Origin of the sequence: Bacillus atrophaeus (assembly GCF_039519175.1) — a bacterium.
Taxonomy (GTDB): Bacteria; Bacillota; Bacilli; order Bacillales; family Bacillaceae; genus Bacillus; species Bacillus atrophaeus.
Map to the genome: position 1 here is coordinate 332,526 of NZ_CP154443.1, position 25,923 is coordinate 358,448.

Annotated in this window: 28 protein-coding genes; 9 read left to right on the forward strand and 19 right to left on the reverse strand. The window is 45.7% G+C overall.

Annotated features, from left to right (window positions below; genetic code table 11):
• Positions 1-13: 13 nt before the first annotated feature.
• From AAHT65_RS01785 to AAHT65_RS01805, 5 genes are all read right to left on the reverse strand, one after another.
• The gene (locus AAHT65_RS01785) at positions 14-949 is read right to left on the reverse strand and encodes an isochorismatase (protein ID WP_088117886.1); all 936 of its coding nucleotides are present in this window, start codon (positions 947-949) and stop codon (positions 14-16) included.
• A gap of 42 nt (positions 950-991) precedes the next feature.
• Positions 992-2,620, reverse strand: coding sequence for a (2,3-dihydroxybenzoyl)adenylate synthase (locus AAHT65_RS01790; protein WP_088117887.1), 1,629 nt, complete (start codon positions 2,618-2,620; stop codon positions 992-994).
• Positions 2,621-2,623: 3 nt separating this feature from the next.
• A complete protein-coding gene (dhbC, locus tag AAHT65_RS01795; RefSeq protein ID WP_061669346.1) occupies positions 2,624-3,871 on the reverse strand; it encodes an isochorismate synthase DhbC in 1,248 nt (415 codons plus the stop codon).
• A gap of 24 nt (positions 3,872-3,895) precedes the next feature.
• Positions 3,896-4,681 carry a 2,3-dihydro-2,3-dihydroxybenzoate dehydrogenase gene (locus AAHT65_RS01800; protein WP_343311493.1) on the reverse strand — a complete coding sequence of 262 codons (786 nt, stop codon included), beginning with the start codon at positions 4,679-4,681 and terminating at the stop codon, positions 3,896-3,898.
• Between the two features lie 377 nt (positions 4,682-5,058).
• Entirely contained in the window at positions 5,059-5,919 is an 861-nt protein-coding gene (locus AAHT65_RS01805; protein WP_088117889.1) for an alpha/beta hydrolase, read from the reverse strand.
• Positions 5,920-6,364: 445 nt separating this feature from the next.
• Between AAHT65_RS01805 and AAHT65_RS01810 the strand changes: the two genes are divergently transcribed.
• Both AAHT65_RS01810 and AAHT65_RS01815 read left to right on the forward strand, forming a co-directional pair.
• A complete protein-coding gene (locus tag AAHT65_RS01810) occupies positions 6,365-6,811 on the forward strand; it encodes a YrvL family regulatory protein (protein ID WP_343310887.1) in 447 nt (148 codons plus the stop codon).
• A gap of 66 nt (positions 6,812-6,877) precedes the next feature.
• Complete coding sequence (locus AAHT65_RS01815) at positions 6,878-7,063, forward strand: DUF4177 domain-containing protein (protein WP_003327123.1); 186 nt, start codon at positions 6,878-6,880, stop codon at positions 7,061-7,063.
• Between the two features lie 109 nt (positions 7,064-7,172).
• Here the strand turns inward: AAHT65_RS01815 and AAHT65_RS01820 are convergent, their stop codons facing one another.
• The gene (locus AAHT65_RS01820; RefSeq protein ID WP_343310888.1) at positions 7,173-7,769 is read right to left on the reverse strand and encodes a sulfite oxidase-like oxidoreductase; all 597 of its coding nucleotides are present in this window, start codon (positions 7,767-7,769) and stop codon (positions 7,173-7,175) included.
• A gap of 99 nt (positions 7,770-7,868) precedes the next feature.
• Between AAHT65_RS01820 and AAHT65_RS01825 the strand changes: the two genes are divergently transcribed.
• Positions 7,869-8,471 carry a biotin transporter BioY gene (locus AAHT65_RS01825; protein WP_061669342.1) on the forward strand — a complete coding sequence of 201 codons (603 nt, stop codon included), beginning with the start codon at positions 7,869-7,871 and terminating at the stop codon, positions 8,469-8,471.
• Between the two features lie 71 nt (positions 8,472-8,542).
• On the opposite strand, the gene AAHT65_RS01830 is transcribed toward AAHT65_RS01825, so the two are convergent.
• Entirely contained in the window at positions 8,543-9,871 is a 1,329-nt protein-coding gene (locus tag AAHT65_RS01830; RefSeq protein WP_343310889.1) for a Na+/H+ antiporter family protein, read from the reverse strand.
• A gap of 152 nt (positions 9,872-10,023) precedes the next feature.
• Entirely contained in the window at positions 10,024-11,523 is a 1,500-nt protein-coding gene (locus AAHT65_RS01835) for a leucyl aminopeptidase (RefSeq protein ID WP_199679693.1), read from the reverse strand.
• A gap of 159 nt (positions 11,524-11,682) precedes the next feature.
• On the opposite strand from AAHT65_RS01835, the gene AAHT65_RS01840 reads away from it, so the two are divergent.
• Positions 11,683-12,159 (forward strand): divergent PAP2 family protein, encoded by a 477-nt coding sequence (locus AAHT65_RS01840; RefSeq protein WP_003327115.1) that lies wholly within the window; start codon positions 11,683-11,685, stop codon positions 12,157-12,159.
• A gap of 106 nt (positions 12,160-12,265) precedes the next feature.
• Here the strand turns inward: AAHT65_RS01840 and AAHT65_RS01845 are convergent, their stop codons facing one another.
• The 4 genes from AAHT65_RS01845 to AAHT65_RS01860 all read right to left on the reverse strand — a co-directional run bounded on the left by AAHT65_RS01845 (position 12,266) and on the right by AAHT65_RS01860 (position 14,945).
• Positions 12,266-12,922 carry a 3D domain-containing protein gene (locus AAHT65_RS01845; protein WP_094232720.1) on the reverse strand — a complete coding sequence of 219 codons (657 nt, stop codon included), beginning with the start codon at positions 12,920-12,922 and terminating at the stop codon, positions 12,266-12,268.
• A 104-nt stretch (positions 12,923-13,026) separates the two neighbouring features.
• Complete coding sequence (locus AAHT65_RS01850; RefSeq protein WP_003327113.1) at positions 13,027-13,347, reverse strand: YuiB family protein; 321 nt, start codon at positions 13,345-13,347, stop codon at positions 13,027-13,029.
• Between the two features lie 53 nt (positions 13,348-13,400).
• Positions 13,401-13,544 (reverse strand): YuiA family protein, encoded by a 144-nt coding sequence (locus tag AAHT65_RS01855; RefSeq protein ID WP_199679695.1) that lies wholly within the window; start codon positions 13,542-13,544, stop codon positions 13,401-13,403.
• 177 nt (positions 13,545-13,721) lie between these two features.
• Positions 13,722-14,945 (reverse strand): NAD(P)/FAD-dependent oxidoreductase, encoded by a 1,224-nt coding sequence (locus AAHT65_RS01860; RefSeq protein WP_010789818.1) that lies wholly within the window; start codon positions 14,943-14,945, stop codon positions 13,722-13,724.
• A gap of 379 nt (positions 14,946-15,324) precedes the next feature.
• Here AAHT65_RS01860 and yumC point away from each other — a divergent pair, with 379 nt between their 5' ends.
• Positions 15,325-16,326 (forward strand): ferredoxin--NADP reductase 2, encoded by a 1,002-nt coding sequence (yumC, locus tag AAHT65_RS01865; protein WP_343310891.1) that lies wholly within the window; start codon positions 15,325-15,327, stop codon positions 16,324-16,326.
• A gap of 34 nt (positions 16,327-16,360) precedes the next feature.
• Here yumC and AAHT65_RS01870 read toward each other — a convergent pair whose 3' ends face one another.
• The gene (locus tag AAHT65_RS01870; RefSeq protein WP_010789820.1) at positions 16,361-16,504 is read right to left on the reverse strand and encodes a hypothetical protein; all 144 of its coding nucleotides are present in this window, start codon (positions 16,502-16,504) and stop codon (positions 16,361-16,363) included.
• A 289-nt stretch (positions 16,505-16,793) separates the two neighbouring features.
• On the opposite strand from AAHT65_RS01870, the gene guaC reads away from it, so the two are divergent.
• Positions 16,794-17,774: a GMP reductase gene (gene guaC, locus AAHT65_RS01875; protein ID WP_088117895.1), complete on the forward strand. Its 981-nt coding sequence runs from the start codon at positions 16,794-16,796 to the stop codon at positions 17,772-17,774.
• A gap of 129 nt (positions 17,775-17,903) precedes the next feature.
• Here guaC and AAHT65_RS01880 read toward each other — a convergent pair whose 3' ends face one another.
• The 4 genes from AAHT65_RS01880 to AAHT65_RS01895 form a co-directional block, all read right to left on the reverse strand.
• A complete protein-coding gene (locus AAHT65_RS01880; RefSeq protein WP_003327108.1) occupies positions 17,904-18,266 on the reverse strand; it encodes a HesB/IscA family protein in 363 nt (120 codons plus the stop codon).
• 79 nt (positions 18,267-18,345) lie between these two features.
• Positions 18,346-19,200 carry a diaminopimelate epimerase gene (gene dapF, locus AAHT65_RS01885; protein ID WP_343310892.1) on the reverse strand — a complete coding sequence of 285 codons (855 nt, stop codon included), beginning with the start codon at positions 19,198-19,200 and terminating at the stop codon, positions 18,346-18,348.
• Positions 19,201-19,322: 122 nt separating this feature from the next.
• On the reverse strand, positions 19,323-20,537 hold the full coding sequence (locus tag AAHT65_RS01890; protein WP_010789823.1) for a NupC/NupG family nucleoside CNT transporter: 1,215 nt from the start codon (positions 20,535-20,537) through the stop codon (positions 19,323-19,325).
• 159 nt (positions 20,538-20,696) lie between these two features.
• Positions 20,697-20,933 (reverse strand): YuzB family protein, encoded by a 237-nt coding sequence (locus tag AAHT65_RS01895; protein WP_003327102.1) that lies wholly within the window; start codon positions 20,931-20,933, stop codon positions 20,697-20,699.
• A 266-nt stretch (positions 20,934-21,199) separates the two neighbouring features.
• Here AAHT65_RS01895 and AAHT65_RS01900 point away from each other — a divergent pair, with 266 nt between their 5' ends.
• Positions 21,200-22,267, forward strand: coding sequence for an NAD(P)/FAD-dependent oxidoreductase (locus tag AAHT65_RS01900; protein WP_088117901.1), 1,068 nt, complete (start codon positions 21,200-21,202; stop codon positions 22,265-22,267).
• A 219-nt stretch (positions 22,268-22,486) separates the two neighbouring features.
• Positions 22,487-22,999, forward strand: coding sequence for a phenolic acid decarboxylase (locus tag AAHT65_RS01905; RefSeq protein ID WP_343310894.1), 513 nt, complete (start codon positions 22,487-22,489; stop codon positions 22,997-22,999).
• A 37-nt stretch (positions 23,000-23,036) separates the two neighbouring features.
• On the opposite strand, the gene AAHT65_RS01910 is transcribed toward AAHT65_RS01905, so the two are convergent.
• The gene (locus AAHT65_RS01910) at positions 23,037-23,363 is read right to left on the reverse strand and encodes a YuzD family protein (RefSeq protein ID WP_343310895.1); all 327 of its coding nucleotides are present in this window, start codon (positions 23,361-23,363) and stop codon (positions 23,037-23,039) included.
• A 147-nt stretch (positions 23,364-23,510) separates the two neighbouring features.
• Here AAHT65_RS01910 and AAHT65_RS01915 point away from each other — a divergent pair, with 147 nt between their 5' ends.
• Positions 23,511-23,807 (forward strand): NifU family protein, encoded by a 297-nt coding sequence (locus tag AAHT65_RS01915; RefSeq protein WP_223251887.1) that lies wholly within the window; start codon positions 23,511-23,513, stop codon positions 23,805-23,807.
• 42 nt (positions 23,808-23,849) lie between these two features.
• On the opposite strand, the gene AAHT65_RS01920 is transcribed toward AAHT65_RS01915, so the two are convergent.
• Positions 23,850-25,826, reverse strand: a complete 1,977-nt coding sequence (locus AAHT65_RS01920) for a S9 family peptidase (RefSeq protein ID WP_343310896.1) — start codon at positions 25,824-25,826, stop codon at positions 23,850-23,852.
• Between the last annotated feature and the right edge of the window lie 97 nt (positions 25,827-25,923).

The window sequence follows — 25,923 nt, forward strand, 5'->3', positions numbered from 1 at the left end:
CATATGACCTCCTTTATAGATAGTCTGCGTTGGGCAGCACCTTCTGTGAACGTGAAGAAAGCAATCTCCACCAATTTTCGAGCGTCGGATTTTCAGCAAGTTCAACAAATGTAACCTCTGCTCCTGCACGGCGCCACTGCTCGACAAGGCTCATGATCCTGACTGAGTCAAGCCCTCTGTCAATCAAATCATCGGTGTCTGCAATATCAGCAGGCGACTCTTGAAGAAGCTCAGCAATTTGCTGACGGACTGCCTGCTGTGTCAGCAGTTGTGAGGACGAACCGGATGAAGGTTCAGACACTGATTTCGGCGCGTTCTTCAGCTTTTCAAGCAAATCAAGGGTTGAAATGGTGACCGCACAGCGTCCGGCTGCATATTCAAGAGACATTTTGTGCTGTTCCAATGAAAAATCAGCTACCGCATCACCGACAAAAAACGGCTCAACATCCTGCATGAATGCGTCACATGCGGTCAATAGACATCCGATGTTTGCATATATACCGCAGATGATCAGCTGATCGCGGCTTTTTCCCCGCAAAATATCCAGCAGATTGGTCTTTTTAAAAGCGCTGTATCTCCACTTGGTCAGGACAGTATCGTGATCATCAGGGGCAAGCTCATCAACAATCTCCTGCTCATAAGGGCCGTCATTGAGGCCGGGACCCCAAAAATCAGTCAGAAGGGCGCGGTCTTCCGGCGTTTGTGCGCCCGGCTGAGCCGTATAAATGACAGGTATACCCAGCTCTGCACATTGGCTTTTCAGCTTGCGAATATTGTCTACAAGCTCGACTACAGGAGATGTTCCGGCTGTAAAAGCATCGACAAAATAGTTTTGCATATCATGAATCAGGAGAACTGAACGCTTCGGATCAGGCTCCCATGTTACTTTATTATTCGGCAGGTCCGATGCTGACGGCATCGGATAAGAAGAAATGGCAGGAATAGCCATTTACATCACGTCCTTTCATCTATTTGGCAAAACGATTTTTTATTATATTCCTGCAGGGGCTTTTGAGACAGACAGCTTTTGGACAATCGTCTCACGGAGCGCCTTTTTACTCACTTTCCCTACGCCGGTCTGCGGAAATGAATCAATGAACTCTACCCGATCGGGAATCTTATATGCCGCCAGCCCGCGCTCCCGAAGGAATGCTTTAAGCTCACCGGCTTTTGGAGGATTTCCGCGCGGGATGACAAATACACAGGAACGTTCACCAAGAAACTCATCAGGCATGGATACCATCGCCGCATCATGTACATGAGGATGGGCAAGAAGGTGATTCTCGACTTCCTCGGCAGCCACTTTGTCCCCGCCCCGATTAATTTGATCCTTGGCACGTCCCTCTACGACGACATAACCTGATTCGGTCAAGCTTACGAGATCGCCTGTACGGTAGAAACCATCCGGAGTAAACGACTTCGCGTTATGCTCGTCGGCTTTATAGTACCCGCGGATCGTATAAGGTCCCCGGGTCAGCAAATGCCCTGTTTGGCCTTGTTCAACTTCACGATCGTCGTCATCTAACACCCGAACCTCATCAAACGGTGACATCGGTCTGCCTTGCGTATTGACAATCAATTCTTCCGGGTCATCCAGTCTCGTATAATTGACCAGTCCTTCTGCCATTCCGAATACCTGCTGCAAGGTGCAGTCAAACGTCGTTTTAACCCTCCGGGCCGCCTCTGCACTGAACTTGGCGCCTCCCACTTGGAGCACCTGAAGACTTGATAGGTCATCCTGCCTTGTTGACACAGCATCCATCCATACCATAGCAAGCGGCGGCACCAGCGCCGTCATCGTGACACGCTCCCGCTCAATAAGGGGAAATGAGTCATCCGGGCTTGGCGTCGGGGCAAGAACAACTCTTCCACCGGCATATAAGGTACCAAGAACACCCGGCGAACTTAGCGGATAATTATGAGCCATCGGAAGAGCTGCCAGATACACACTGTTTTCATCAAGATGGCAGACCTCCGCACTGATTCGCAGGCTGTATATGTAGTCATCATGAGTCCGCGGGATCAATTTCGATAACCCGGTGCTTCCTCCTGAAAGCTGAAGAAAAGCAACCTCGGCAGAACTGACTTCAGGCAGATTGACAGGGTCAGCGTGCAAGTCGCCGAGCGCTATAAACTCTTCCGCTTCACCGACAACAACCACGTGCTCCAGCGTAGGAAGCTTGTCCTGAACCTGTCTGGCAAGTCCGCGATAATCAAATCCTGAATATGTGTCAGGTATGATATAAGCCGCAGCCTCTGCAAATTCACAAAAATAAGTGATTTCACTGCTTCGGTGGGAAGGCAGGGCAAAGACGGGCAGTGCACCCAGTCGGAACAGCGCAAAGCACACTTCAAAGAACTCTGCGATATTGGGGAGCTGAACCACCACACGGTCCAGCTGCTTGATTCCTAATTCCCGGAATCCCGCAGCCAGGCGGTCTGCTCTTTCATCAAGCTCTTTGTAACTCCAATTTCTTTCTCCGCAGGTGACAGCAATTCGTCCGCCGTATAAAGCGGCCCGTTCCCTCAGCATTCCGCCGAAGGTTTCACCCAGCCAGCAGCCTTCTTTCCGATATTTTTCTGCAAATTCTTTAGGCCATGCATGGCATCCAGTCAGCATCCTTTATCCCTCCAACAATGATTTCAGCAAATCGTTTTTCAGGCCCATAGCCAGAAGCATCGTGCGAAACTTGGCTGAAGTCTCCGCCAGCTCGTCTTCGGCTTTTGATCCCTTGACAACGCCCGCTCCTGCGAACAGACGAAGCGCGTAATCCTCTGCTTCTGCACAGCGGATCGTGACGACCCAATCACCGTCCCCCTCAGAATCACACCAGCCAACCATTCCTGTAAAGAAACCGCGGTCAAAGGGTTCAATTTCTTTAATTGCTTCCCGGGCCGAATCGGTCGGCGTTCCGCAAACGGCCGGAGTCGGATGAAGTGCAATTGCCAGTTCCAGCGCAGACGTTGACGGATCAGAAAGCTCCCCTCTGATTTCACTGGAGAGATGCCACATTGTCTCGGTTTGGACAAGCGAAGGTTCAGCAGGAACATCCAGTGTCCGGCAAAATGGCCGGAGTGCGGCGGCAACCGCATCAGCAACCACTTCATGTTCATGCAGATCTTTGGCAGAAGAAAGCAATTCCGCCGCCCTCCGCTGATCCTCAACTGGATCTTCACTGCGAGGCCTGGACCCTGCCAGAGGATTCGACACTACCTGTGTTCCCGATCTGGAAACAAGCAGTTCAGGGCTTGCTCCAATTAATGTCCGCCGGCTAGGGGACGCGCCCAAATCGGCGCTGTCCGTTTCCTGCTTCGATACATCTGCGGCAAAGGTATAGCCGTTTGTATTATGCTGTGCCAAATGATGAAGCAGGCTTTCAATATGAATAGGTTTCGGTGAAGTGAGCTGCAGCGATCTTGACAGCACAATCTTGCTCAGATCGCCAGCTTCTATTCTTTCCAGCCCTCGTTCAACGCCTCTCATATATTCCGCAGGCTCAGGAACCGGCTGCATTTCGTATGTATTCTCTGGCGGCTGCTGATGACGGCCGGCAGGATCTAATTGAAGCGGACCCGACCAGCGAATGTTCGTCGGTACAATAAGCTTGGCTGGTTTTGTATAGTCAAAAGGAATTGCCCCTACAACGGCTGGATTGCTGTGTCCGCATTCCTTGGCTTCGTTTAGGACAGCGGCAATGCGCCCGGGCAGATCTTTTAATTGATCCTCATGCCCATCCCGGTTTGGCACCTCGGCAAAAGCCCCCTCCGCAAGCAAAGTCCGATGCGGGGTGGATAAGAAAAAAGAACCTGCTCTGTATTGGCTGAGAAGCTGTTCCGCTTTCTCTTCAGAAATAACATGATGTTCCGACATTTTTATAGCCTCCTTTTAAAATGGTTACACACCTAACGTTGCGCCGCCGTCAACACGCAAATCGTGCATTGTGATATGCCCTGCCCGGTCAGAAACCAAAAAGAGCACGGCATTGGCGATATCAGATGGCTTGGCGATCTTTTTCAGCGGAATTCCTGTTTTGAATGTTTCAAGTGAGCCGGCAATTACTGCCTGAGCCCCGTTCTCATCTGGCCACAGCGACCATTGCATCTCCGTTTCCGTTGACCCTGGAGAAACCACATTGCAGCGGATATTATATTCCGCAAGTTCCAGTCCGAGGCACTTTGTAAACATCGCGGCTGCCGCTTTGGAAGATGCATAAGCTGCCATAGACGTACGCGGCATAGCAGCGGCATTTGAGCCTACCGTTACAATTGAACCTGATCTTCGATTCATCATGTATTTGCTGACCGATCGGGACACGTTGAATACGCCAGTGGAATTAACTGAAAAAGTCGCCTCCCAATCGTGATCGCTGATAGATTCAATCAGCCCGGGACGAAGTACCCCTGCAACGTTTACGAGAATGTCTATCGGGCCGATTTCTCGTTCGATTCTCGCCGTTATCTCATCAACCGCACTGCTGTCACCTACATCAGCCGGGAACGCTTCCGCTTGGTACCCGTCAGCTCTGAGGCCTGCCATCAGTACATTAAGTTTCTCCACATTTAGATCGACTGCCGCAACCCTTGCTCCAAGTTCAGCAAGCGCACGAGCAACTTCTTCCCCGATGCCTTGAGCAGCTCCGGTTACTAAAGCGGTCTTGCCCTTAATTCCCATAACATCCATCTGACTCATTTCCTTTCTCTTCATGACGCTTTAAGTCCCATACCAGACTTCCGGCGGACGAACGAAAGCACACCGCGCCTCCGGACAGGGCGGCGGGCGGCCTTGTTCATTTATTTAGCATGAAATATCGCTTTATATTGATAATGATAATCATTATCAATTAATCTTTAAAACTATCATAACCAAACCAAATCTTTCAGTCAAATACATTTTTAGCTTATCGGCGTCTATTTCAGTCAATATTCAGTCATTTCCAAGCATATTGAAGCATGAATAGCTCTCTTTTTCCCATTACCTAAATAATAGGAAAATAGATTCACTGCAGCATCATATCTCCGAGCTGCCTCTGACATGATGCTGCAGCGGTGTTTGTTAAACTATAGGTTTGGACCGTCAGGGTGCAGGGCAAATCGTAAAGCTCTGCTGATCAAAACGGGCAGCACCGATATATGTCCTTCTCCCTCAAACTCGTGAAATTGCGTTCGTACTCCGTACCCGGCCAGGGACGACAGCTGTTCTGAAAGCTCTTTCGCATGATCATTTATGCGGCTTTTATGGCTTTTCTCTAATTCTCCCGCTGCGAGCATGACATTGACATTCAGCTTTTCCCGGCTTACACGGTCGCCAAATTGGCGGGACTCCTTATGAATAAACCGTTTGTTCCAATGGATGGATGGACTCCCCGCGATATAAGTTTGGAACGCATCCGGTTTTGTAAAAAGCACTTGCAGCACAAAAAGTCCTCCAAGAGAATGACCAAAAATCGTCTGCCTGCTGGTGTCAATCTGATAATCACGCTCGATTTCAGGTTTTACTTCCTCTTCAATAAAGGTTAAGAAATCCTCGGCTCCCCCTTGTTCCGGCCACGGTGTCCCGCCAGGTCTTGAAGGAAGCTCAGTATCAGGGAGCGGCAGTGTAAAATCACAGTGGCGGGCCGGAGAAAACGGCGTCTCTGTCTGATAGCCGATGCCGACGATGACTGCCGGAATAACACCCGTTTTTTCCGGACGCCGGCTTTGCACGCGAATTGCCTCTGCCATCGTTCCGAATACGGAATTGGCGTCAAGCAGATAAATGACAGGATAACCAGCAGGAGGCGGATCTTCACTCGGTTTTGACACGAAGATTTGATATTCGCGATTTCCAGTACGTGAACACATCAGACGTGATTCTGTTCCCGGTATCGTGAACGCGCGAGCGGCCAAGGCTGCCGCCTGTTCGGTCTTTTTTCCGTCCATTTTATGTACCTCCTTTCTTCCCCTCGATTAGCTGAGGGTGATGATATGCCCGAATATCATAGTCAATTTAGGATTCAAATGATCAATTCCATGGTGAATCAGGAATGGGTTTTTATTAAAAAATACCTAGTGATAATGATTTTCAATATCAACTAAACATCTCAAATAATAGTTTCTCTGACAAAGAAAGTCAACTTTTTTCCAAATAAAAAAGGCACCTAATTTGAATAAGGTACCTAGGAACTAGAATGATGGAAAATAATTACTTTCATTTTTTCGTTTAAGAAACTGTTACGGAGCATCTATGGATACTTTATCAACTTCATATTAAACCAACGAACAGCACCGGCATAAAAACCTGCATTCCAATGACTTAGCTGTTCACCTAATATCCACAATATGGTATTATTACTCTTAACCTTGTAATCAGGAAGTGGATATCGTTATGAACAACGAAGAACCAGATGAACCCTTTAAAGACTTACCATTCAGTTCTAAATTACTAGTCATCGCTTCACTATTTCTCATTATTGCTGCGGCCATCGGGGTCATTGCCGGCGGATATTTCTTTGGCATAAAAGGTTTATTTTCAATCCTTGGGGTTTCATATGAATCTGATAAAACATTACTGTTTTTTATATTCGGCTGTTTTGGAGCGGGATTGATTATAGAACCATTCATTAAGTTGTTTTCCATGTTTGTTTATCATTTAACGGCAATGAAAAAGACAGCCATTACCAGGCTGGTATTTTATTTCATTGGCAATGTTATCACTATCAGTATTGTAGACTTTTTCATGGATTCTATTTATATTCCAGATTCCCTCATTACTGTTATTTCGGCAGTAATGGCTTTCGCCGAACTGGCATTTGATGATAAGCCTGATCAATAGTCTGCTTCAGCCGTGAACTTTTTCCTTTCCTGATCCGTATTAATTGTGTAAGGAGGTCTTTTATTGATGAAGAAATATGAATTTGTAAGAGTTGAATTAAGTTCCATGAGAAGAAGACCTAAAGAGGATTATCAAGAAATCATACATGAGTATGCGAAACAAGGCTGGAAGCTTGTTCAGATCTTTGCTCCCAGTATTGACGGCTACGGTGCGGCTGCTTATTTTGAGATCATATTTGAAAAAGAGGCTTAGTCATTTGTTTGGCTGAGCTTTTTTTATGTAAGCCGAGGTTTTTTCCTTTTTTCAAGGCGAGATGAAAGGAGAATCCATAACCAATCAAATAAGGGGAATCTCCCCTTATTTAATCCCATTGAAATCTTTGATTTTGCCACGGGTCGCCTCTCATATGGTATCCGTTTTGTTCCCAGAATCCCGGGTGGTTTTCTTTCGTAAACTGGATGCCGCGCAGCCACTTGGCGCTTTTCCAAAAATAAAGATGAGGAAAAACTCCTCTCAGCGGAAAGCCGTGTTCCGGGATTAAGGGTTCCCCGTTATGCGCATATGCGAGCAGAGAGGTTTCTGCTATAAAATCCGCAAGAGGCAGATTGGCCGTCCAGCCTTCTTCCGCATGCAGAATGACGAAGCCCGCTTCTTTCTTTACCTGCGCTTTTTCCGCGATATCTTTTGCCCGCACTCCCTGCCACACATTATCAAGCCGGGACCAGCCGGTTACGCAATGGATATCATTTTTCGTCTCAGCCGTCGGAAAAGCTTTTATATCATTGAAGCTTAGGAGCATCGGCTCGTCAACTAAGCCGTAGACTTGCAGGTTCCACTTCGTCATATCCTTATAATACGGCACGTTTCCGGCATGAAGCACAGGAAATTTGGTTGTGACGTTTTGGTTGGGCGGCACTCTTCCGGATTGATCGGTTTGCTTTGGTTTTCCGAAAAACATACGGCTCCCTCCTTATGTTAACTTATTTAATAATGAAGTTGACAATTAATCTAGATTCGATTACTCTATGATTGTGTATATATCCAAGGGGGAAAAAAGATGATTCAGAATAAACTTCGTGTGAGTGATATGGCGCTGATCGGCATGTTCGCAGCACTCATGGGTGTCGGCGCCAACATTACATCAATGGCACCTTTTTTGCAAGTGGCAGGTATTCCGCTTTCTATGCAGCCCTTTTTCTGTCTATTGGCCGCACTGCTTCTCGGGAGCAGACGAGCTTCTATCGCCATGATTGTTTACGCGCTTGTCGGATTAATCGGCGCGCCTGTCTTTGCTCAGTTTTCAGCGGGCTTTGCTCCATTTGCCGGTAAAAGCGGCGGCTTCATTCTATCTTATATTCCGGCAGCTTTTGCTGCGGGGTGGTATTTAGAACGGAAAGCGCAGCCAAGCAGACTTCGTTTTCTTATCGCTTCTTTGCTCGGAACTGCCATCATGTATCTGGTCGGCACTACTTATATGTATCTTGCCTTAAAGATTTGGATTGATGCGCCCATCAGCTATGGAACAGCCTGGATTTTCATGTTCTGGTTTATAGTTAAGGATATGGCTTTTGCAATTGTTTTGGCTTTTATCGCGCCTTCCATTTACCGTTCTATCCATAAAGCAACCGGCTTCAGCAGAAATCATATTTCTTCCACATAATGAACCGTTCTCTTTGAGTGGTTCTTTTTTATGCCCAAACAAAAAAGCCCTCCGCCGGAGAGCCTTTTTGTTTACAGCACAAGCGCCGCAATCCATCCAAATAAAACAAGCGGAATGTTATAAAAGATAAATGTCGGCACACAAGTATCCCAAATATGGTGATGCTGTCCGTCTGCACTAAGCCCTGAGGTCGGGCCGAGCGTACTGTCGCTTGCAGGAGAACCGGCGTCTCCAAGCGCGGCTGCAGCACCGATGACCGCAATCGTCGCCATCGGGCTGAACCCAAGCTGAAGGCACAGCGGAACAAAGATCGTGGTAATGACCGGGATCGTGGCAAAAGATGATCCGATCCCCATCGTGATTAAAATACCGACAGTCAACATGAGAAAAGCGCCCAATGACTGGTTATGTCCGATAATGCCGGCTGCTGATTTCACAAGCGCACCGACATCGCCCGTTTTTGTCAAGACATTCGAGAATCCAGCCGCAACCAGCATGACAAACCCGATAAAGGCCATCATGACCATACCATCTGTAATTAAAGAATCAGCTTCCTCACGCTTCATTACACCGGTGACAAACAGGATAATGAGACCGGCAAGCGCCCCCATGATCATTCCTTCTACTCCTAATACTTGCGATAAGTAAAGCTGGACGCCAAGTGACACAACGATGGCCAAAACGGCTATGGCGAGGCTTTTTTTCGTATAGGGAGATGCTTTCATTCCCGAAACGTCTTTCGTTTCATATACTTTTGGTTTACGGTACACGAGCACAGCTAAAATCAATCCGACAACCATTCCCGCAGTCGGAATGATCATCGCGTATGGGATGTCTCCGAGAGAAACTTTCAACCCGGCATCCGCCATGTTATCTCTTAGCATACCTTGGAAAATCTGTCCGAAACCAACAGGCAGTGCAATATACGGCGCTGTGAGTCCAAAGGTAATCACACAAGCAATCAGCCTGCGGTCCATTTCAAGTTCATTAAAGATTTTTAACAGCGGCGGAATCAGCACCGGAATAAACGCGATATGAACGGGAACCACGTTTTGCGAAAAACACGATACGATTAAAATAATGAAGACGATCAGTACCTTGGACAGCGCCTTTTTCCGTGTATCTTCCTTTTTCCCGATTAATTTCACAGATGCTTCAACCATTGCATCCGGCAAGCCCGTTTTTGTTAAGGCCGCCGCAAAAGCGCCAAGCAGCGCATAACTGACGGCAACGGTGGCATTGCCCCCAAGCCCCTCTGTGAAGGCTTTAACGGTCTCCCCAAGACCAAGGCCTCCTGTTAAACCGCCGGCTAAGGCGCCTATCATTAAAGCAATAACTATATTGACACGCAGCAAGCTTAATACCAGCATAAGCAGCACTGCGATAACGACTGCATTCATACTACCCCTCCAAAAATCCTTTAGTTTGCTAATGTAGTAGATAAGTAAAGTGATGAACGTATCTTATCATATGACAAACACTTTAGTCAACTAAAGATTTAAGCAGAAAATAAAAATCCCCCGCTGCAGTTTCTCAGTGGGGGGAGAAGGGGTTATGCTTTTGTTTTTTCTGGTGTGAAGCGCTCTGCCAATGTCGCGAGTGTTCTAGCCATCACACCTGTGGCGCCCGCCGGTCCAAAGCATGTTGCTTTTTTCGACGTTGCGGTGCCCGCTATATCAAGGTGAACCCAAGGCGTATGTTCAGCAAATTCTCCGATAAACGTTCCTGCCATGATCGCATGGCCTTCTCTTCCCGGTGAATTGTTCAAGTCCGCCATTTGGCTGTTTTTCACACGTTTTTTATCCTTTTCAGTGATCGGAAGCTGCCAGATCGCCTCACCGCACTCTTCCGCAGCCTCAGCCACTTGCTGATAAAACGCTTGATCATTTGTCATGGCGCCCGTTGTTTCCGTTCCTAATGCAACGACGACACCGCCTGTCAGCGTTGCTGCATCCACCAATACAGACGCGCCATGCTGCTTGGCGTATGTGATGCCATCCGCCAGCACAAGTCTTCCTTCCGCATCTGTATTTAAAATTTCAATGGTTTTTCCGCTTAAGGATACAATAACGTCATCAGGCTTCATCGCCGCGCCTGATATCATATTATCCGTCGATGGGATCACAGCCAGCACATTTTGTTCAGGCCGGAGTTCTCCAATAGCCTCCATTGCGCCGAGCACCGCGGCTGCTCCTCCCATATCTGATTTCATGCCGACGATGCCGTCTTTTGTTTTAATCGAATATCCTCCGGTATCAAACGTAATCCCTTTACCGACAAATCCGATGACATCTTCCCAGGCTTCTTTTGCCTGATATTTCAGCACAATCATTTTCGGGGGTTCCGCCGAGCCTTGGTTCACGGCAAGTATGCCTCCCATGCCGAGTTCTTCCATATCGTCTTTTTCCAAAATTTCGCATTCAAAATCGTACTTAGCGGCAAGCTCAACCGCATAAGAAGCCAAATCAGTTGCAGTCAGCATATTGCCGGGCATATTGACAAGCATTCTTGCAGAGTTGGCCGCCTGGCCGAAAGCGCGGCCGACCCGAAGACCCGCCTGAACCTCTTGAGAATCTCCCTCTGTCAAGGCATAGACCGACTTCATCTGTTTTTCCGGCTCGTTTGATTTATGTTTATAATCCTGCACTTCGTATGTAGCAAGCAGGCAGCTTTCCGCTAAGGCATGAGCGGCATCGGCTGTCGGCACTTTATCGGAAATAAAGGTATCAAGCAAAACAGAAACCTCTTCTTTCCGATCTTTATGGATGGTTTGAAAAGCGCGTGCAAAACATTCCTTTGCATCCTCAAATGTATAATCTGCCTCTCTTCCCAAACCAATAAAATAAATGCGTTTCATACCTGAGGCGAGGGGCGGGAATACTTTTGATACTTGATTCCGTTTCACAGAAACATCGCCGTCTTTCAGAAGCTGCGTCAGCTGGCCATCCAGCTTTTCATCAATTTCCTTTACGTTTTCAGTCAGCTGGCTTTTTTGAAAAAGCCCGACCAAAAGCGTTTCTTTATTTTCCAATTGATTGACTGCGTAAAACATGAGCACACACTCCTTGTCAACGTAATGGGTATTTGTCAGCAACAATGGTATAATAGGAAAAACATTCTTTCCCATACACTTATTTTAACAAACAATGAAGCAGAGCTGCTTTTTATTATGAAAACATAACTGATTTTCTTAAAGAAAGGATGTTCACATATGGAACTCTTTATGAATTTTCCTTTATTATCAAGTCTGGCCGCTATTGTATTTGCCCAAGTCGTTAAAGTGCCTATACAATTTATCGTATCAAGAAGGCTCGACTGGTCACTGGTAACAAGCACCGGCGGCATGCCGAGCTCCCACTCCGCCGCAGTGACGGCACTGTCCACAGGCGTGGCTCTGGAACACGGATTGGGCTCTTCCTTATTTGCGGTCTCGGCAATTTTCGCTGTCATTACCATGTTTGATGCCACAGGCGTCAGACGGCATGCCGGAGAACAAGCGACAGTCATCAATAAACTTGTCATTGATTTTAACCGGTTTGTCAGTGAAGCGAAAGATTTTCAGAAAGCGGAGGAAAAAGAAAAGCAGAAAAAGCTGAAAGAGCTGCTCGGCCATCAGCCGATTGAGGTCTTTTTCGGCGGGTTAACCGGCATTTTGCTGACCCTGATTTTAAATTACTTTTTCATGTAATTCCGTTACAGAAGCGATAATAAAGCCCAAAACTGTTGACAGTTTTGGGCTTTTTTTCATTCTTTCTGCGCCTCAGCGCTCACGCTGAGCACCAAGCACGCAAACGTTATTCCTTCACCGTTTTATACTGATTCCTGAATACCTGCATGGATTTATTCTCGTTTAATTTCAGAAGTTCGGCTTCCGTCACTGAACCGTTTCCTTTTTTAATCACATATACATCAAGGGTTTTTTTGCCCCAATTGCTATAGACATCCTTAACCGTTTCATAATAAAGATCCAGGCGGCTTCCTTTAATAGCTGAGCCTGTGTCCGCGACTACGCCATATCCGTAATCCGGGATGAACAAAATCGTCCCGATCGGAAAAACGGACGGGTCTGCGGCAACGGTGGAATATAAATCTCTTTTCACCTTTACGCCTGAGTATGTAAGACCGTATTGAGGATCATCAGGATGTTTTCCGGTTGACTCCGGTCCGGCTGTATAACCGGTTGCCGTTACTTTATGCGCGGGATACTGCTTCCAGTCAAAAGCCTCCTCCAATGATTTGCTGGGCTTAACTGGTCCGGACATAGATTCGGCTTTTTTCTGCTGGATCGATTTCAATGTCAGACCAAGCTGCTTCAGAGACTTTTCATGGTTTTCATTGACCCAGTTTGACAGGTCCTTCGCCTCTACTCCTGAAACAGCTAAATACGTTGTGCCAAAGGCAAGTATAAACAAAATGGACATCAGCAAACGTCTGATTATTTTCAACATCATCCACCTCTCTCCTTCAGTCAGTGTTCCCAACTCAGAGAGCATTATTCAAGCAGATGTGTCTTTCCGGATGCACAAAAAAAGCTTTCTATTAAAGAAAGCGGCATTTAAAACATTTGATATCCTCTTTTTCTAAGCGCATTAATGGCAACGCCTGAAACGATAGCGCCGGCCAGACCGCTTGCCAATATCAGCACATCGGCTGCTGCCAGTGAGATCACACGCTGAAACAGGCTGGAAAACGATTCTCCCGGCGCGTGAAAATAACTGATAAGCTTATCCTTACTAATAATGAAAAGGCATACAATTGGATAGACAACAGCCATGATCCAAGACATTCTTAACAGCATGTTCAATAGAAAACCAATACCGAAAAACAGCACAAAAAATAGGACAACTGAAATAATTACGACAGGCAAACTAATCAAAATATTCCACCCCCTGCGGCCACTTTAAGTGTACCGCGGGGGCGGCAAAAAAGTCAACGTCTGGAAAATGTTCGATCCGCTTTGCCGGTTCCCCCGCAAGAAGGACATGTTTCTGACCCGCCGAGAAGCAACTGAATATACCCTTTTCCTGAACAAAGTGAACATGTTTTCGAGGCACTCTGTGTGACAGTATTCATGAAAGATTCCTCCTTTTTCTTAATTTTCTGATAATATAACATATCTGTGTGTCAATGATAAAGTCAGATTTTATAACCGGATATTTGATGTAAGCGGAAACAACCTCTGTTTACTCTCGTTCTCTTTTTGTATTGCAGTTTTTCAAAAAAGAAGAAAATCCGCGGCTGCGGATTTCCTTAGAAGAATTTGAATTTGCCTTTTTTCAGTGTGAGTCCGATTCCGCCAACCATAAACAGCGAACGGTTGTCGATGACCTTTTTCATAATGGAGGCCGGTGTTCCTTTGAGCTTTCTGCCGTATACCACACCGACCGCATCATGCTCACCAAGCGAGGCCACGGTTCCTTTGATGTCCGGCTTGAATTCTTCAAGCTGGCCTCCGCCTTTGATCAGCCTGCCAATGTTTTTCGCAACAGTTTCTCCTTGCTGCATGGCAATTTGCGCTGTAGGCGGATACGGGCGGTCTGTTTCTTCGTTGATAAAAAGCGAGCTGTCACCGAGAATAAAAACGTTATCATGCCCCGGCGCACGAAGGTCGGTGTTCACTTTTACACGGCCGCGCATATTTTCAAAGCCGGCTTCCTCAACGATAGGATGCCCGCGGACACCGGCTGCCCAGACAACCGTCTGTGACTTGATTTGCTCCGGCTCTTCGTCTTTTTTGCCGACCGTCACCCCGTTGGGCGTACATTCTTGAACGGCTGTGCCGATTTTAAATTCGATGCCCTTCCCTTCGAGGTAATGAACCGCATAGTCAACAAGCTCGGGATCAAATCCAGGCAGCACAGTCGGAGCCGCTTCCACGCAGACAATCCGCACAAGACTGCGGTCAATATCATATTCCTTGCAAAGCTCCGGCACGCGGTTGGCCAGTTCGCCAAGAAATTCAATTCCGGTAAACCCGGCGCCGCCGACGACGATTGTTAAACGGTCGGGGCGTTTTTCCGCTTCCGTATTGTACGTCGCAAACTGCAGTTCAATGTGCTCTCTCAACTGGCGGGACGTATTGATATTCGCAATCGGAAACGCGTACTCTTTCAAGCCTTTAATGCCGAATGTTTCAGGCACAGCGCCGAGACCGATTACCAGATAATCATACGGAAGCTCTCCGCCTGCAAGCACAACCTTTCGTTCTTCTATATGAATCGCTTTTACTGTATCCTGAACAAAGTTCACACGAGACTGGTTAATAACATCCTTTATTTGATAACGGCAGCGGTCATGGTGAAGCGTTCCTGCGCTCGCTTCATGCATCCATGTTGTTTCATAGTGATAATTGTGCTTGTTCACAAGCGTAATGTCAGCATCGTTCGGGCCGACTTGCTTTGTCAGCCTTGTGACCGTCATTAATCCGCCATAACCTGCACCTAAAATTACGATTTTGGGTTTATTCAATGCCATCACATCCACCTTCTTTTTATTTTGCTGTTAAGACGCATAATAAAATATTCATTTGTGTTAGCTTCAGCTTTTTGGCGGGTTTTTATGAAATGTATTGAAATTTTTTGTGAAAGCCTGCACTTTATCGCAATGCAATGATGATTACTGGCCGCCCTCCCAAAAATTCAGAAAAAATTAACATTTGAGTTCTCCCCACTATATTAGCGGCTTACGTCCTTTTTATCAAGATCAAAAGTGCTCAGCCAAAACAGTGTCTGTTTCCTGATGAAGCCTTGAATATCCCTATTTTTCATCAAAACTTTCTTAGGCAGGACACATCATAAATCAAAGTAAATATGGTATAATTAATAACAATTTTCAATTAGGAGGCTTTATTTGTATGCAAGAGGATTCAAAGGTTTATGATATCACCATTATCGGCGGAGGACCGGTTGGCCTATTTACCGCTTTTTATGGCGGCATGAGACAGGCCAGCGTTAAAATAATTGAAAGTCTTCCTCAGCTCGGCGGACAGCTCAGCGCTTTATACCCTGAGAAATATATATATGATGTAGCCGGATTTCCTAAAATTCGCGCTCAAGAACTTGTGAACAATTTAAAAGAACAAATGGATAAATTTGATCAGACCATCTGTTTGGAACAAGCCGTTGAATCTGTTGAAAAACAAGCGGACGGTGTTTTTAAACTTGTGACGGACAAAGAAACCCATTATTCCAAAACAGTCATTATCACAGCAGGAAACGGCGCGTTCCAGCCGAGAAAACTTGAGCTTGAATCAGCAGCACAGTATGAAGGCAAGAACCTCCACTACTTTATTGATGATCTCAATCAGTTTGCCGGAAGACGCGTGGCAATTCTGGGCGGAGGCGATTCCGCGGTGGACTGGGCGCTTATGCTTGAGCCAATCGCAAAAGAAGTCAGCATTGTTCACCGCCGCGATAAATTCCGCGCGCATGAGCACAGTGTAGAAAACCTTCACAATTCAAAGGTCAATGTACTGACGCCGTTTGTTCCTTCAGAGCTTGTCGGCGAAGACCGCATTGAACAGCTTGTGCTTGAAGAAGTAAAGGGTGACCGGAAAGAGATCGTTGATATTGATGATTTGATCGTCAACTACGGCTTCGTGTCATCGCTCGGCCCCATTAAAAACTGGGGACTTGATATCGAGAAAAACTCCATTGTCGTCAAATCCACAATGGAAACCAACATTGAAGGTTTCTTCGCTGCCGGTGATATCTGCACCTACGAAGGTAAGGTCAAACTGATCGCAAGCGGATTTGGAGAAGCGCCGACAGCAGTAAATAACGCGAAGGCTTACATGGACCCGAAAGCGCGCGTCCAGCCTTTACACTCAACAAGTCTTTTTGAAAATAAAAAATAAAAAAAGGAGATGTGTCGCTGACACATCTCCTTTTTTATTTAAATATGGTGATGTAGTTCATCGCAGTCCCGACAACCAGCGCAATAACGAGTGCCGACACAACCCATATTGCCCCTAATATAATTCGGTCTTGAATCTTTTGCGACTTAGATGTTTTTTCTTGATCATGTTGATTCATTCCGTACTCTCCTTTTCATAAAGAAAGCTTGGTGCTAAAGACCAAGCTTTTTTTGAAATTATATGTTTAGCGTTCCTCATGATTCGTTTTATGCCCTTGTCCTATCAAGCCCAGACAATTCATTAAGACTATGATACCCAAACTCATCGTGTATGACAAGCATTGTCATCCGAAGCAGCTGCGATACCCATGTTAAAAATTTGACAACCTAAATAAAACAGAGTACATTATATAAGGCGAACATTTAATATAAAAATTTGAATAATATTCGTTTTTAGGAGCTGATACTATGGAAAACGTGTTTGATTACGAAGATATTCAATTAATTCCTGCAAAATGCATCGTGAATAGCCGATCTGAATGTGATACATCCGTACGTCTGGGCGGACGTACATTCAAATTGCCTGTGGTGCCTGCCAATATGCAGACGATAATAGATGAAAACCTCGCTATTTCATTAGCTGAAAATGGTTACTTTTATGTAATGCACCGTTTTGAACCTGAAAAACGTTTAGATTTTATAAAAGACATGAACTCACGCGGATTATTTTCTTCCATTAGTGTGGGAGTCAAGGATGAGGAGTATCAATTTGTCCAACAGTTAGCTGAGGAAAATCTTACACCTGAATACATGACAATCGACATCGCGCACGGACATTCAAAAGCAGTCATCGAGATGATCCAGCATATTAAGAAACATTTGCCGAACAGCTTTGTGATTGCGGGAAATGTCGGAACGCCGGAAGCTGTCAGAGAATTAGAGAATGCCGGAGCGGATGCAACAAAAGTCGGCATCGGACCCGGTAAGGTATGTATTACGAAGATCAAAACCGGATTCGGAACGGGCGGCTGGCAATTAGCGGCGCTGCGCTGGTGTGCAAAAGCCGCAAGCAAACCGATTATTGCCGACGGAGGCATCCGCACCCATGGAGACATCGCAAAATCAATCAGATTCGGCGCGTCTATGGTCATGATCGGATCACTATTTGCCGGACACGAAGAATCCCCGGGAGAAACCATTGAAAAAGACGGAAAGCTCTACAAAGAATACTTTGGATCAGCTTCTGAATTTCAAAAAGGTGAAAAGAAAAATGTAGAAGGCAAGAAAATGCATGTGGAACACAAAGGTTCTTTAAAGGATACGCTGATCGAAATGGAACAGGATCTTCAGTCCTCTATTTCATATGCTGGCGGGAACAAACTGGATGCAATCCGCAACGTGGATTATGTTGTTGTGAAGAATTCGATTTTTAATGGGGATAAGTACTAATGAATGGATAAACCGCTCTATGAAAAGAGCGGTTTAAGTTTCATATTGAGGCATTATCATATTTAAAACAGCAAAAAGCCTCCTCAATTAACTATCGAGAAGGCATTTCATTTAAATTGATATAATTCGTCAGCACTCCTCAGGCTTACCAGCATTTTGAGCAGTTCTGAAAGAAGAGCCGCAGCCGCATGATGCAATGGCGTTCGGGTTGTCGATGGTGAAGCCCCCGCCCATCATGGATTGTTTAAAATCAATAATCGTGCCGTTCATGATATCCATGCTTTCGTTGTCGACCAGAACGGTGATGCCGTGCTGTTCAAAGGCGCTGTCCTGCTCGCCTTTTTCATGTTCAAAACCCATTCCATAGGAAAGGCCGCTGCAGCCGCCTCCTTTTACTCCTACGCGTAAAAAAGCATTTTCTTCTTCATGCTCTTTCATCATATCTTTTATATGCAAAGCTGCTGCTTCAGTAATTGTTACCGGGTTGCTCATATTTGTGAACCTCCTTTTAGATACCGGATGTTGTTCTATCATTATAAACTTGATCGGCTTAATTCTCAAACAAGGCGTTTCAGAGGAAATATACACCTTCACAAACGGTCTCAGCCGGGCCTGTCATCATTACGTGGCCATTTTCTTTCCAGTTAATCACCAGATCGCCGCCCGCTAAATGAACCGTAATGTTATCATCACGTTTGGATACCCCGTTTAGCACAGATGCGACAGCCGCGGCGCATGCACCTGTTCCGCATGCCTGTGTAATCCCCGATCCCCGTTCCCATACGCGGAAATGCAGTTCTTTTTCATTGACGGTCTCTACAAATTCCACATTAATGCCTTCAGGAAATCTCGGGTCTTTTTCAATCACCGGTCCCAGTGTCGTAAGCGGGGCCTGTTCGATGTCTTCAATCGGAAAAACGATATGAGGATTTCCCATTGAGACCGCTGTTCCCTTTAGCTCAGCTTCGCCAAATGTCATCGTTTCATTGATCGCTTGCTCTTCACCGCTGCCGAGCATCGGAAGCTCTGCCTTTGTCAGGCGCGGTTCACCCATGTCAACGGTTACGACATTCACTTTGCCGTCCACTGTCTGAACTTCCGCTTTGACAAGGCCTGACAGTGTTTCGATCAAGAAAGAAGTTCCCTCTGTCAGCCTATGCTCATACGCATATTTTGCCACGCAGCGAAGGCCGTTTCCGCAGTTTTTTCCTTCTGATCCGTCATTGTTAAAAATGCGCATTTTCACCGGCGCTTTGTCAGAAGGGCAGATAAGGATCATTCCGTCTGAACCGATGCCTGTATATACGGAAGACACCTTGACAGCAATGTCCGCCAATTGTTCTTCCGGCAATTGTTCTTCAAATTGATTAACATAAATGTAGCTGTTTCCAAGACCGTGCATTTTGGTAAATCGAAATGAATTCATAGGTGCCTCCAACTTTTTCTCTTTTACTTAGTATAAAAGCTATTATAAGCGGACACAATACAATTATCCCCCGTTTTTCATACATAAAAGCTCCTTGCCAATATGCAAGGAGCTTTTATTTGTTATACGAACATGCCGGCGATTGCAGCGCTGAGAAGGTTGGCTAACGTTCCCGCAACAACAGCCTTTAATCCGAGGCGCGCGATATCCGAACGGCGGCTTGGCGCCAATCCGCCAAGGGTACCGAGCATAATCGCAATCGAAGAAAAGTTGGCAAAGCCGCAAAGCGCAAAGCTGATAATCGTAGCGGTTTTCTTAGAAAACTCGCCGATATGCGGGCCGAAGTTGGAATAAGCGACAAACTCATTCAACACAAGTTTCTGCCCGATATAGCTTCCCGCCTGCAAGGCTTCATGCCATGGCACGCCAATCACAAACGCGATTGGAGAAAACACATATCCGAGAATGTATTCTAATGTGAGGCCCTTTATTCCGAACCATCCGCCGATTCCGCCGAGAATTCCGTTCACTACAGCAATTAAGGCGACAAAAGCAAGCAGCATCGCACCGACATTCAGCGCGATTTGAAGTCCGGTAGACGCTCCTTTTGCGGCTGCATCTATTACATTCGCTGCGCCTTCTCCTTCGTCCATTTTGAAATCGCCTTTTACGGTTTGCGGAGTTTCCGTTTCCGGAATAAACATTTTGCCGATAATCAATCCGGCCGGTGCAGCCATGAAGCTTGCTGCAAGCAAGTACTCAACCGGGATACCGAGAAGAGCGTAGCCAAACAAAGTGGAGCCTGCCACGGCGGCAAGACCGCTTGTCATAACCGTAAACAGCTCTGACCGTGTGAGTCCGGCGATAAACGGTTTGATCACCAAGGGAGATTCTGATTGGCCGACAAAAATATTAGCAGCGGCAGCCAGTGATTCCGTTCTGCTTGTCCCTAGCAGTTTTGATAATCCTCCGCCGATCACGCGGAAAATAAGCTGCATGATTTTCAAGTGATACAATACGGCAATCAGCGCCGAGAAGAAAATAATAACCGGCAGCACACTTAAGGCAAACGCCGGGCTATCGCCGACTTTAAGCAGCGGGCCGAAAATAAAGCTGATGCCCTCATTCGCATAGTCAATGAGAAGCTGAACAAGACTTGAGAACCATAAAAACACGGCCCGCCCCTGCTCCCACTTTAAGACAATAAAACCGAACGCCACTTGTATACATAAACCGATTACGACTGTTCTTACATTAATTTTGCTTTTCTTTTCTGAAAACAAAAACGCAATGGCAAACACCGCCACTGCACCAAGCAGCCCCCACACTATATTCATCAATACACCTCTTACTTTTTATTTAAAAAAGACCTTTTTTAAGATAACAATATTTATTTTTGATGTCTACTGATTTTTTAGAAATCAGTTGAATTCGCCATCCTTCTTTCCTATATAAATAAACCAATAAAAAAAGGGCCCTGCTTTTAGGCCCTTTTTTTAAAACATTGGATTTTCTTCAAGAAAGGTATATATATTTTCGACAAGTTCAGCGGCATCGCTTCCCGTGACGACTTCTCCATTTACGAGTGCGAATAAGGATTCCATGCATTTTCCGCAATGGCTTAAGCATCCGTATTCAAGCACGTCCAAATTTGGATCTTTTTCCAAAATCGCCCGAGCCTCTTGAGAGCCGTGAGCCAAATTGCTGACGCAAAATTCAATCATTGGATTCATGCGGTTTCACCTCACATATGTACATTATCCTAACGAAATTGTTATAATTAGTCAAAGGAAAGACTTCCCTTCAAACATTATCGTAACATATTAATTACGTTTTAATGTTCTACTATTGATCTCTTTTTAGCTAATTCGTAGGTTATTTTGAAACTATTATTGTGATTTTAGATCAAATTCGATATAATTCTAGTTGTTATTTTACATAGTTCGTGTTTTTTTTTCGGTTTGTCTATCATACTCTTCGGGTAAAAAGGGGAATCCACATGAAAAAATTGGTCTTGATCGGCGGGGGTTACGGAAACATGCGAGTTCTTCATCGCTTGCTGCCAAATCAGCTGCCAAATGATGTTTCAATCACGTTAATTGACAGAAATCCTTATCACTGCTTAAAAACAGAATACTACGCTCTGGCTGCCGGAACAATCTCTGACCATCATATCAGAGTGTCTTTTCCTGAGCATCCGAATCTGGATGTCCAATACGGAGATATTTCATCCATCGATTTAGAGCAAAAACAAGTGCTGTTTCATGACCGTGAACCTATTTCCTACGATGACGCGGTTATCGGACTTGGCTGCGAGGATAAATATCATAATGTACCGGGGGCGCAGGAATACACATTCAGCATTCAGACGATTGATCAGTCGCGTGAAACGTATCAAAGGCTGAATAATCTAAGCGCCGGAGCGGCAGTCGCCATTGTCGGCGCAGGATTAAGCGGCGTCGAACTTGCCAGTGAGCTGCGTGAAAGCAGAGACGATTTAAAAATTATTCTGTTTGACCGCGGAGATCTTATTTTATCAAGCTTCCCGGAGCGCCTGAGCAAGTATGTGCAAAAATGGTTTGAAGAGCATGGCGTGACCATCATCAACCGGGCAAACATCACAAAAGTGGAGGACGGAATTGTATATAACCACGATGAAGCCATATCCGCCGATACGATTGTCTGGACAGCCGGCATACAGCCGAATAAGGTGGTTCGAGATTTGGACGTGGAAAAAGACGCCCAAGGGCGGGTTGTCTTAACGCCATATCATAACCTCCCTGACAATGAACATGTTTATGTTGTCGGAGATTGCGCCAGCCTTCCTCATGCTCCAAGTGCACAGCTCGCAGAAGCACAAGCCGAACAAATCGTTCAAATCATGCAAAAACGCTGGAGCGGAGAAACGCTCCCTGAATCATTACCGCAATTCAAATTAAAAGGTGTGCTTGGTTCACTCGGCAAAAAAGCAGGATTCGGCCTGGTGGCGGACCGTCCGCTGATCGGCAGGGTCCCGCGTCTGTTAAAATCCGGTTTGCTGTGGATGTATAAGCACCATAACGGATAGGCTTTCACTGCTTGAAGATACGCTGATTTTAAATCAGCGTATTTTTTTATGTCGAATGGCCCTCTCTCCGGCCTCAAGTCTCTTAATTGACATAGAGAATTTATAGATTTATAATTATATATGTAAATAACAACATGTTCATATTTACTTAATATTGCCGGCAATATGTTGACTCATGTGTGATCTGAAATGAAATCGTTAAAAAAGGAGCAGATTGAGATGACAAATCAACCTAGAGAAAATGTAAAAGACTTTGTAGGAAGCCATATGATTTATACGTATGAAAACGGCTGGGAATATGAAATCTATATTAAAAATGACAAAACAATTGATTACCGCATTCACAGCGGAATGGTTGCCGGCCGCTGGGTGCGCGACCAGGAAGTAGATCTTGTGAAGCTGACAGAAGGCGTTTATAAGGTTTCATGGACTGAGCCGACCGGAACCGACGTTTCTTTAAACTTTATGCCAAATGAAAAACGAATGCATGGTATCATCTTTTTCCCGAAATGGGTTCACGAGCATCCGGAGATTACAGTTTGCTATCAAAATGATTATATTGACGTAATGGAAGAATCACGGGAGAAATACGAAACGTATCCTAAATACGTTGTGCCGGAATTTGCCGATATCACATTTATAGAGAATGCCGGCATCGACAACCAAGAAACCATTTCCAAAGCGCCGTATGAGGGAATGACAGACGATATCCGCGCCGGGAAATTAAAATAATAGAAAAAAACCGCTGATTTCGTTTCAGCGGTTTTTTTTATTTGACTGCCGTATAGCCGTGCTTTTCCATTTCTTTATATATGTCTTGTAATCTTGGGTTTCCTTCTCCGACAATTTTATCTTCCACGAGCACAAGCGGATAAAAGTATTCATCATCACGTATTTTCTGTACAAGGTTTTTGATGTGTTCATCATTGGGCGGCTCTTCAATATCGATATAAGCCATCTTGAAGGGCTGTCCGGGATATTTCCTTTTCAGCGCAGCCTCCAGCCATTCATATGTATCTTTTGCGGCGGGCATATTGACACAGCTCGCACACATTGTTTCAGCTCCGTAAACACTGAGCATAACCGGTTTTGTCATGATAAGCGCTCCTTTTCCCTCTTGTCTTTTCGGAACTTCCCCTTGCCAATAGTATACAGAGACGGGCAGCTTTTTTGTATAAAAATCGGTTTTTGTGTTCAAGTGTAGATATGCTATAATAATGTAAGCAACTTTGCAAACTAAACAATAGATTTTTATTGTTACTGTGAATATAATGGTTTTATGACGACGAAAGGAGCGAATGTCATGACTGAGGTTGAAATGAAAGAACAGGTGCAGGAAGTACTGGACAAACTTCGTCCATTTTTACTTCGCGACGGCGGTGACTGTGAGCTTGTTGATGTGGATGAAGGTATTGTCAAACTTCGCCTTCTTGGCGCATGCGGAAGCTGCCCAAGTTCAACAATTACGCTGAAAGCCGGAATTGAACGCGCTCTTCTTGAAGAAGTGCCGGGTGTAGTTGAAGTAGAACAAGTATTTTAATAAGACAAAACAGGCTGATGTAACGTCAGCCTGTTTTTTTAGTTAGAGATGCTTATCAAACCATGAGCCGATATAACCCAGACGCTTGATCCGCTGCTTCGGATGGCCGCTGCGTGACAAATTATGCGACGCGCCCGGAAAACGGACGAAAACTGTTTCCTTGTTCATTTTTTTCAGTGCTGTAAACAGCTGCTCCGCCTGTTCTACAGGACAGCGGTCATCACGCTCTCCATGCAGAATGAGCAGCGGCGTTTCCACTTGTTTTGCATATTTTAATGGCGAGCGGTCCCAAAGCTTCTCCGCATCCTCAAACATATCATGTCCAAGCTGCCAATCAGTAAAGAAAAAACCGATATCGCTCACGCCGTGAAAACTGAGCCAATTTGAAATGGAACGCTGGGTCACAGCCGCCTTAAAGCGGTTTGTATGGCCGACAATCCAATTGGTCATAAAGCCGCCGTAGCTTCCGCCGGTTACGCCCAGCCGCTCTGTATCGACAAATGAATGAGCGCTGATCACTTCATCCACAGCCTGCATCACATCTTCATAGTCCTTGCCTCCATAATCTCCTCTTACCGCATTGACAAAGGTTTGCCCATAGCCATGGCTTCCTCTTGGATTCACATAGACGACAGCATACCCCTTCGCTGCCAGTACCTGAAATTCGTGAAAATACGTATTGCCGTACATCATATGTGGGCCACCGTGAATATTGAGAATCAGCGGATATTTCTTATCTTCTTCAAATCGGGCGGGCTTCAGCAGCCAGCCATTCACTGTCACTCCGTCTTCTGTTTCATATTGAAGCTCTTCCGGTTCTGATAAGATATGCTCTTCGATAAAGCGTGTATTGGCATTTGTCAGGCGCTTCTCTTCTCCTGCTACAAGCGGAATGCTGTAAAGCTCGCTCGGCCGCGTCGGCTTTGCAATACTGGCGATATAGCTTTGTTCATCTGGATGCAGCGTAAAACTGTTGATATGCTCTTTCTCAAGCCGGATCGGATAGGCGAGACCTTCAATTGAGATATAATAAATGCCCGTGCTGCCTTGCTCTGTTCCGATGACGTAGAACCCTTGGCTGTCTTTAGACCAGACCGGACGCTGCTGACTGCCTCCAATCAGTGAATCACCTATGAGAGCGTCGTCTAAATGTACGTCCAGCATGTCGGTCAGGCAAGTGAGACGGCCGCTCTCAAAGTGATACAGCCATGCTTTCGTTAACGTGGCATTTTGATATTCATGTTCTTCACCAAGAAGAGCGATGTATTTTCCGTCCGGAGAAAAAGAACAGGAGCCAAAGAAACCGCGGTGAGGAGTAATTTGCGTGACATCACTGCTGTCAAGCGACATCATGTATACATCATAAGGCTTACTGGCATCATCTTGATCAGTTAGATTAGCCGTAAACAGAATAGATTTGCCGTCCGGTGAGAAAACGGGATCCAAATGGTCCGCTTTGTGTGCGGTCAGCTGCTTGATATCACCCGTGACGGCGCTGACCAAAATAATCTGTGCATACGTCCCTTTGATCAAACCTTTTCCGTCTTTTTTATATGTTAAAGAATGAATTTCAACCGGTTCATTGTTATCATGCTCTGCTTTTTCTTTGTCGTTTACATGCTCGGAGGCTGCGAGGTTTACTGACAAAAGCAAGGAACAGCCGTCCGGTGACCATACAGGCTGTGATACTCCATAAGGAATATCTGTCAGTTTTCTGGCTTCTCCGCCGTCTGTACTCAAGATATAGAGCTGCGGGGCGTCGCCTTCCCGGTCGGATATAAATGCGAGCTGCCGGCCGTCCGGTGACCATCTCGGCTCGCTGTTTTTCTTTTCTCCATAAGTCCATGGCACGGAATGACCGCTTTCTGTGTCATACACCATGATGTGTGAGGTATATGAATCCTTTTCTTTATTCACTTGTGTTTGGACAAATGCCGCACGCTTGCCGTCGGGCGAATAATGCGGATCAGTCACCGAAACTAAGGCAGTGATATCCTCTGCGAGAACCAGCTTTTTCATATCATTCTCCTCCTTTATCTGCTTATATTTCGATTTTCTAAATAAAAAATCCTTTTAAAAAAGCGTTTCTCCAGAAGCTGAAGAAACGCTTTTTTTC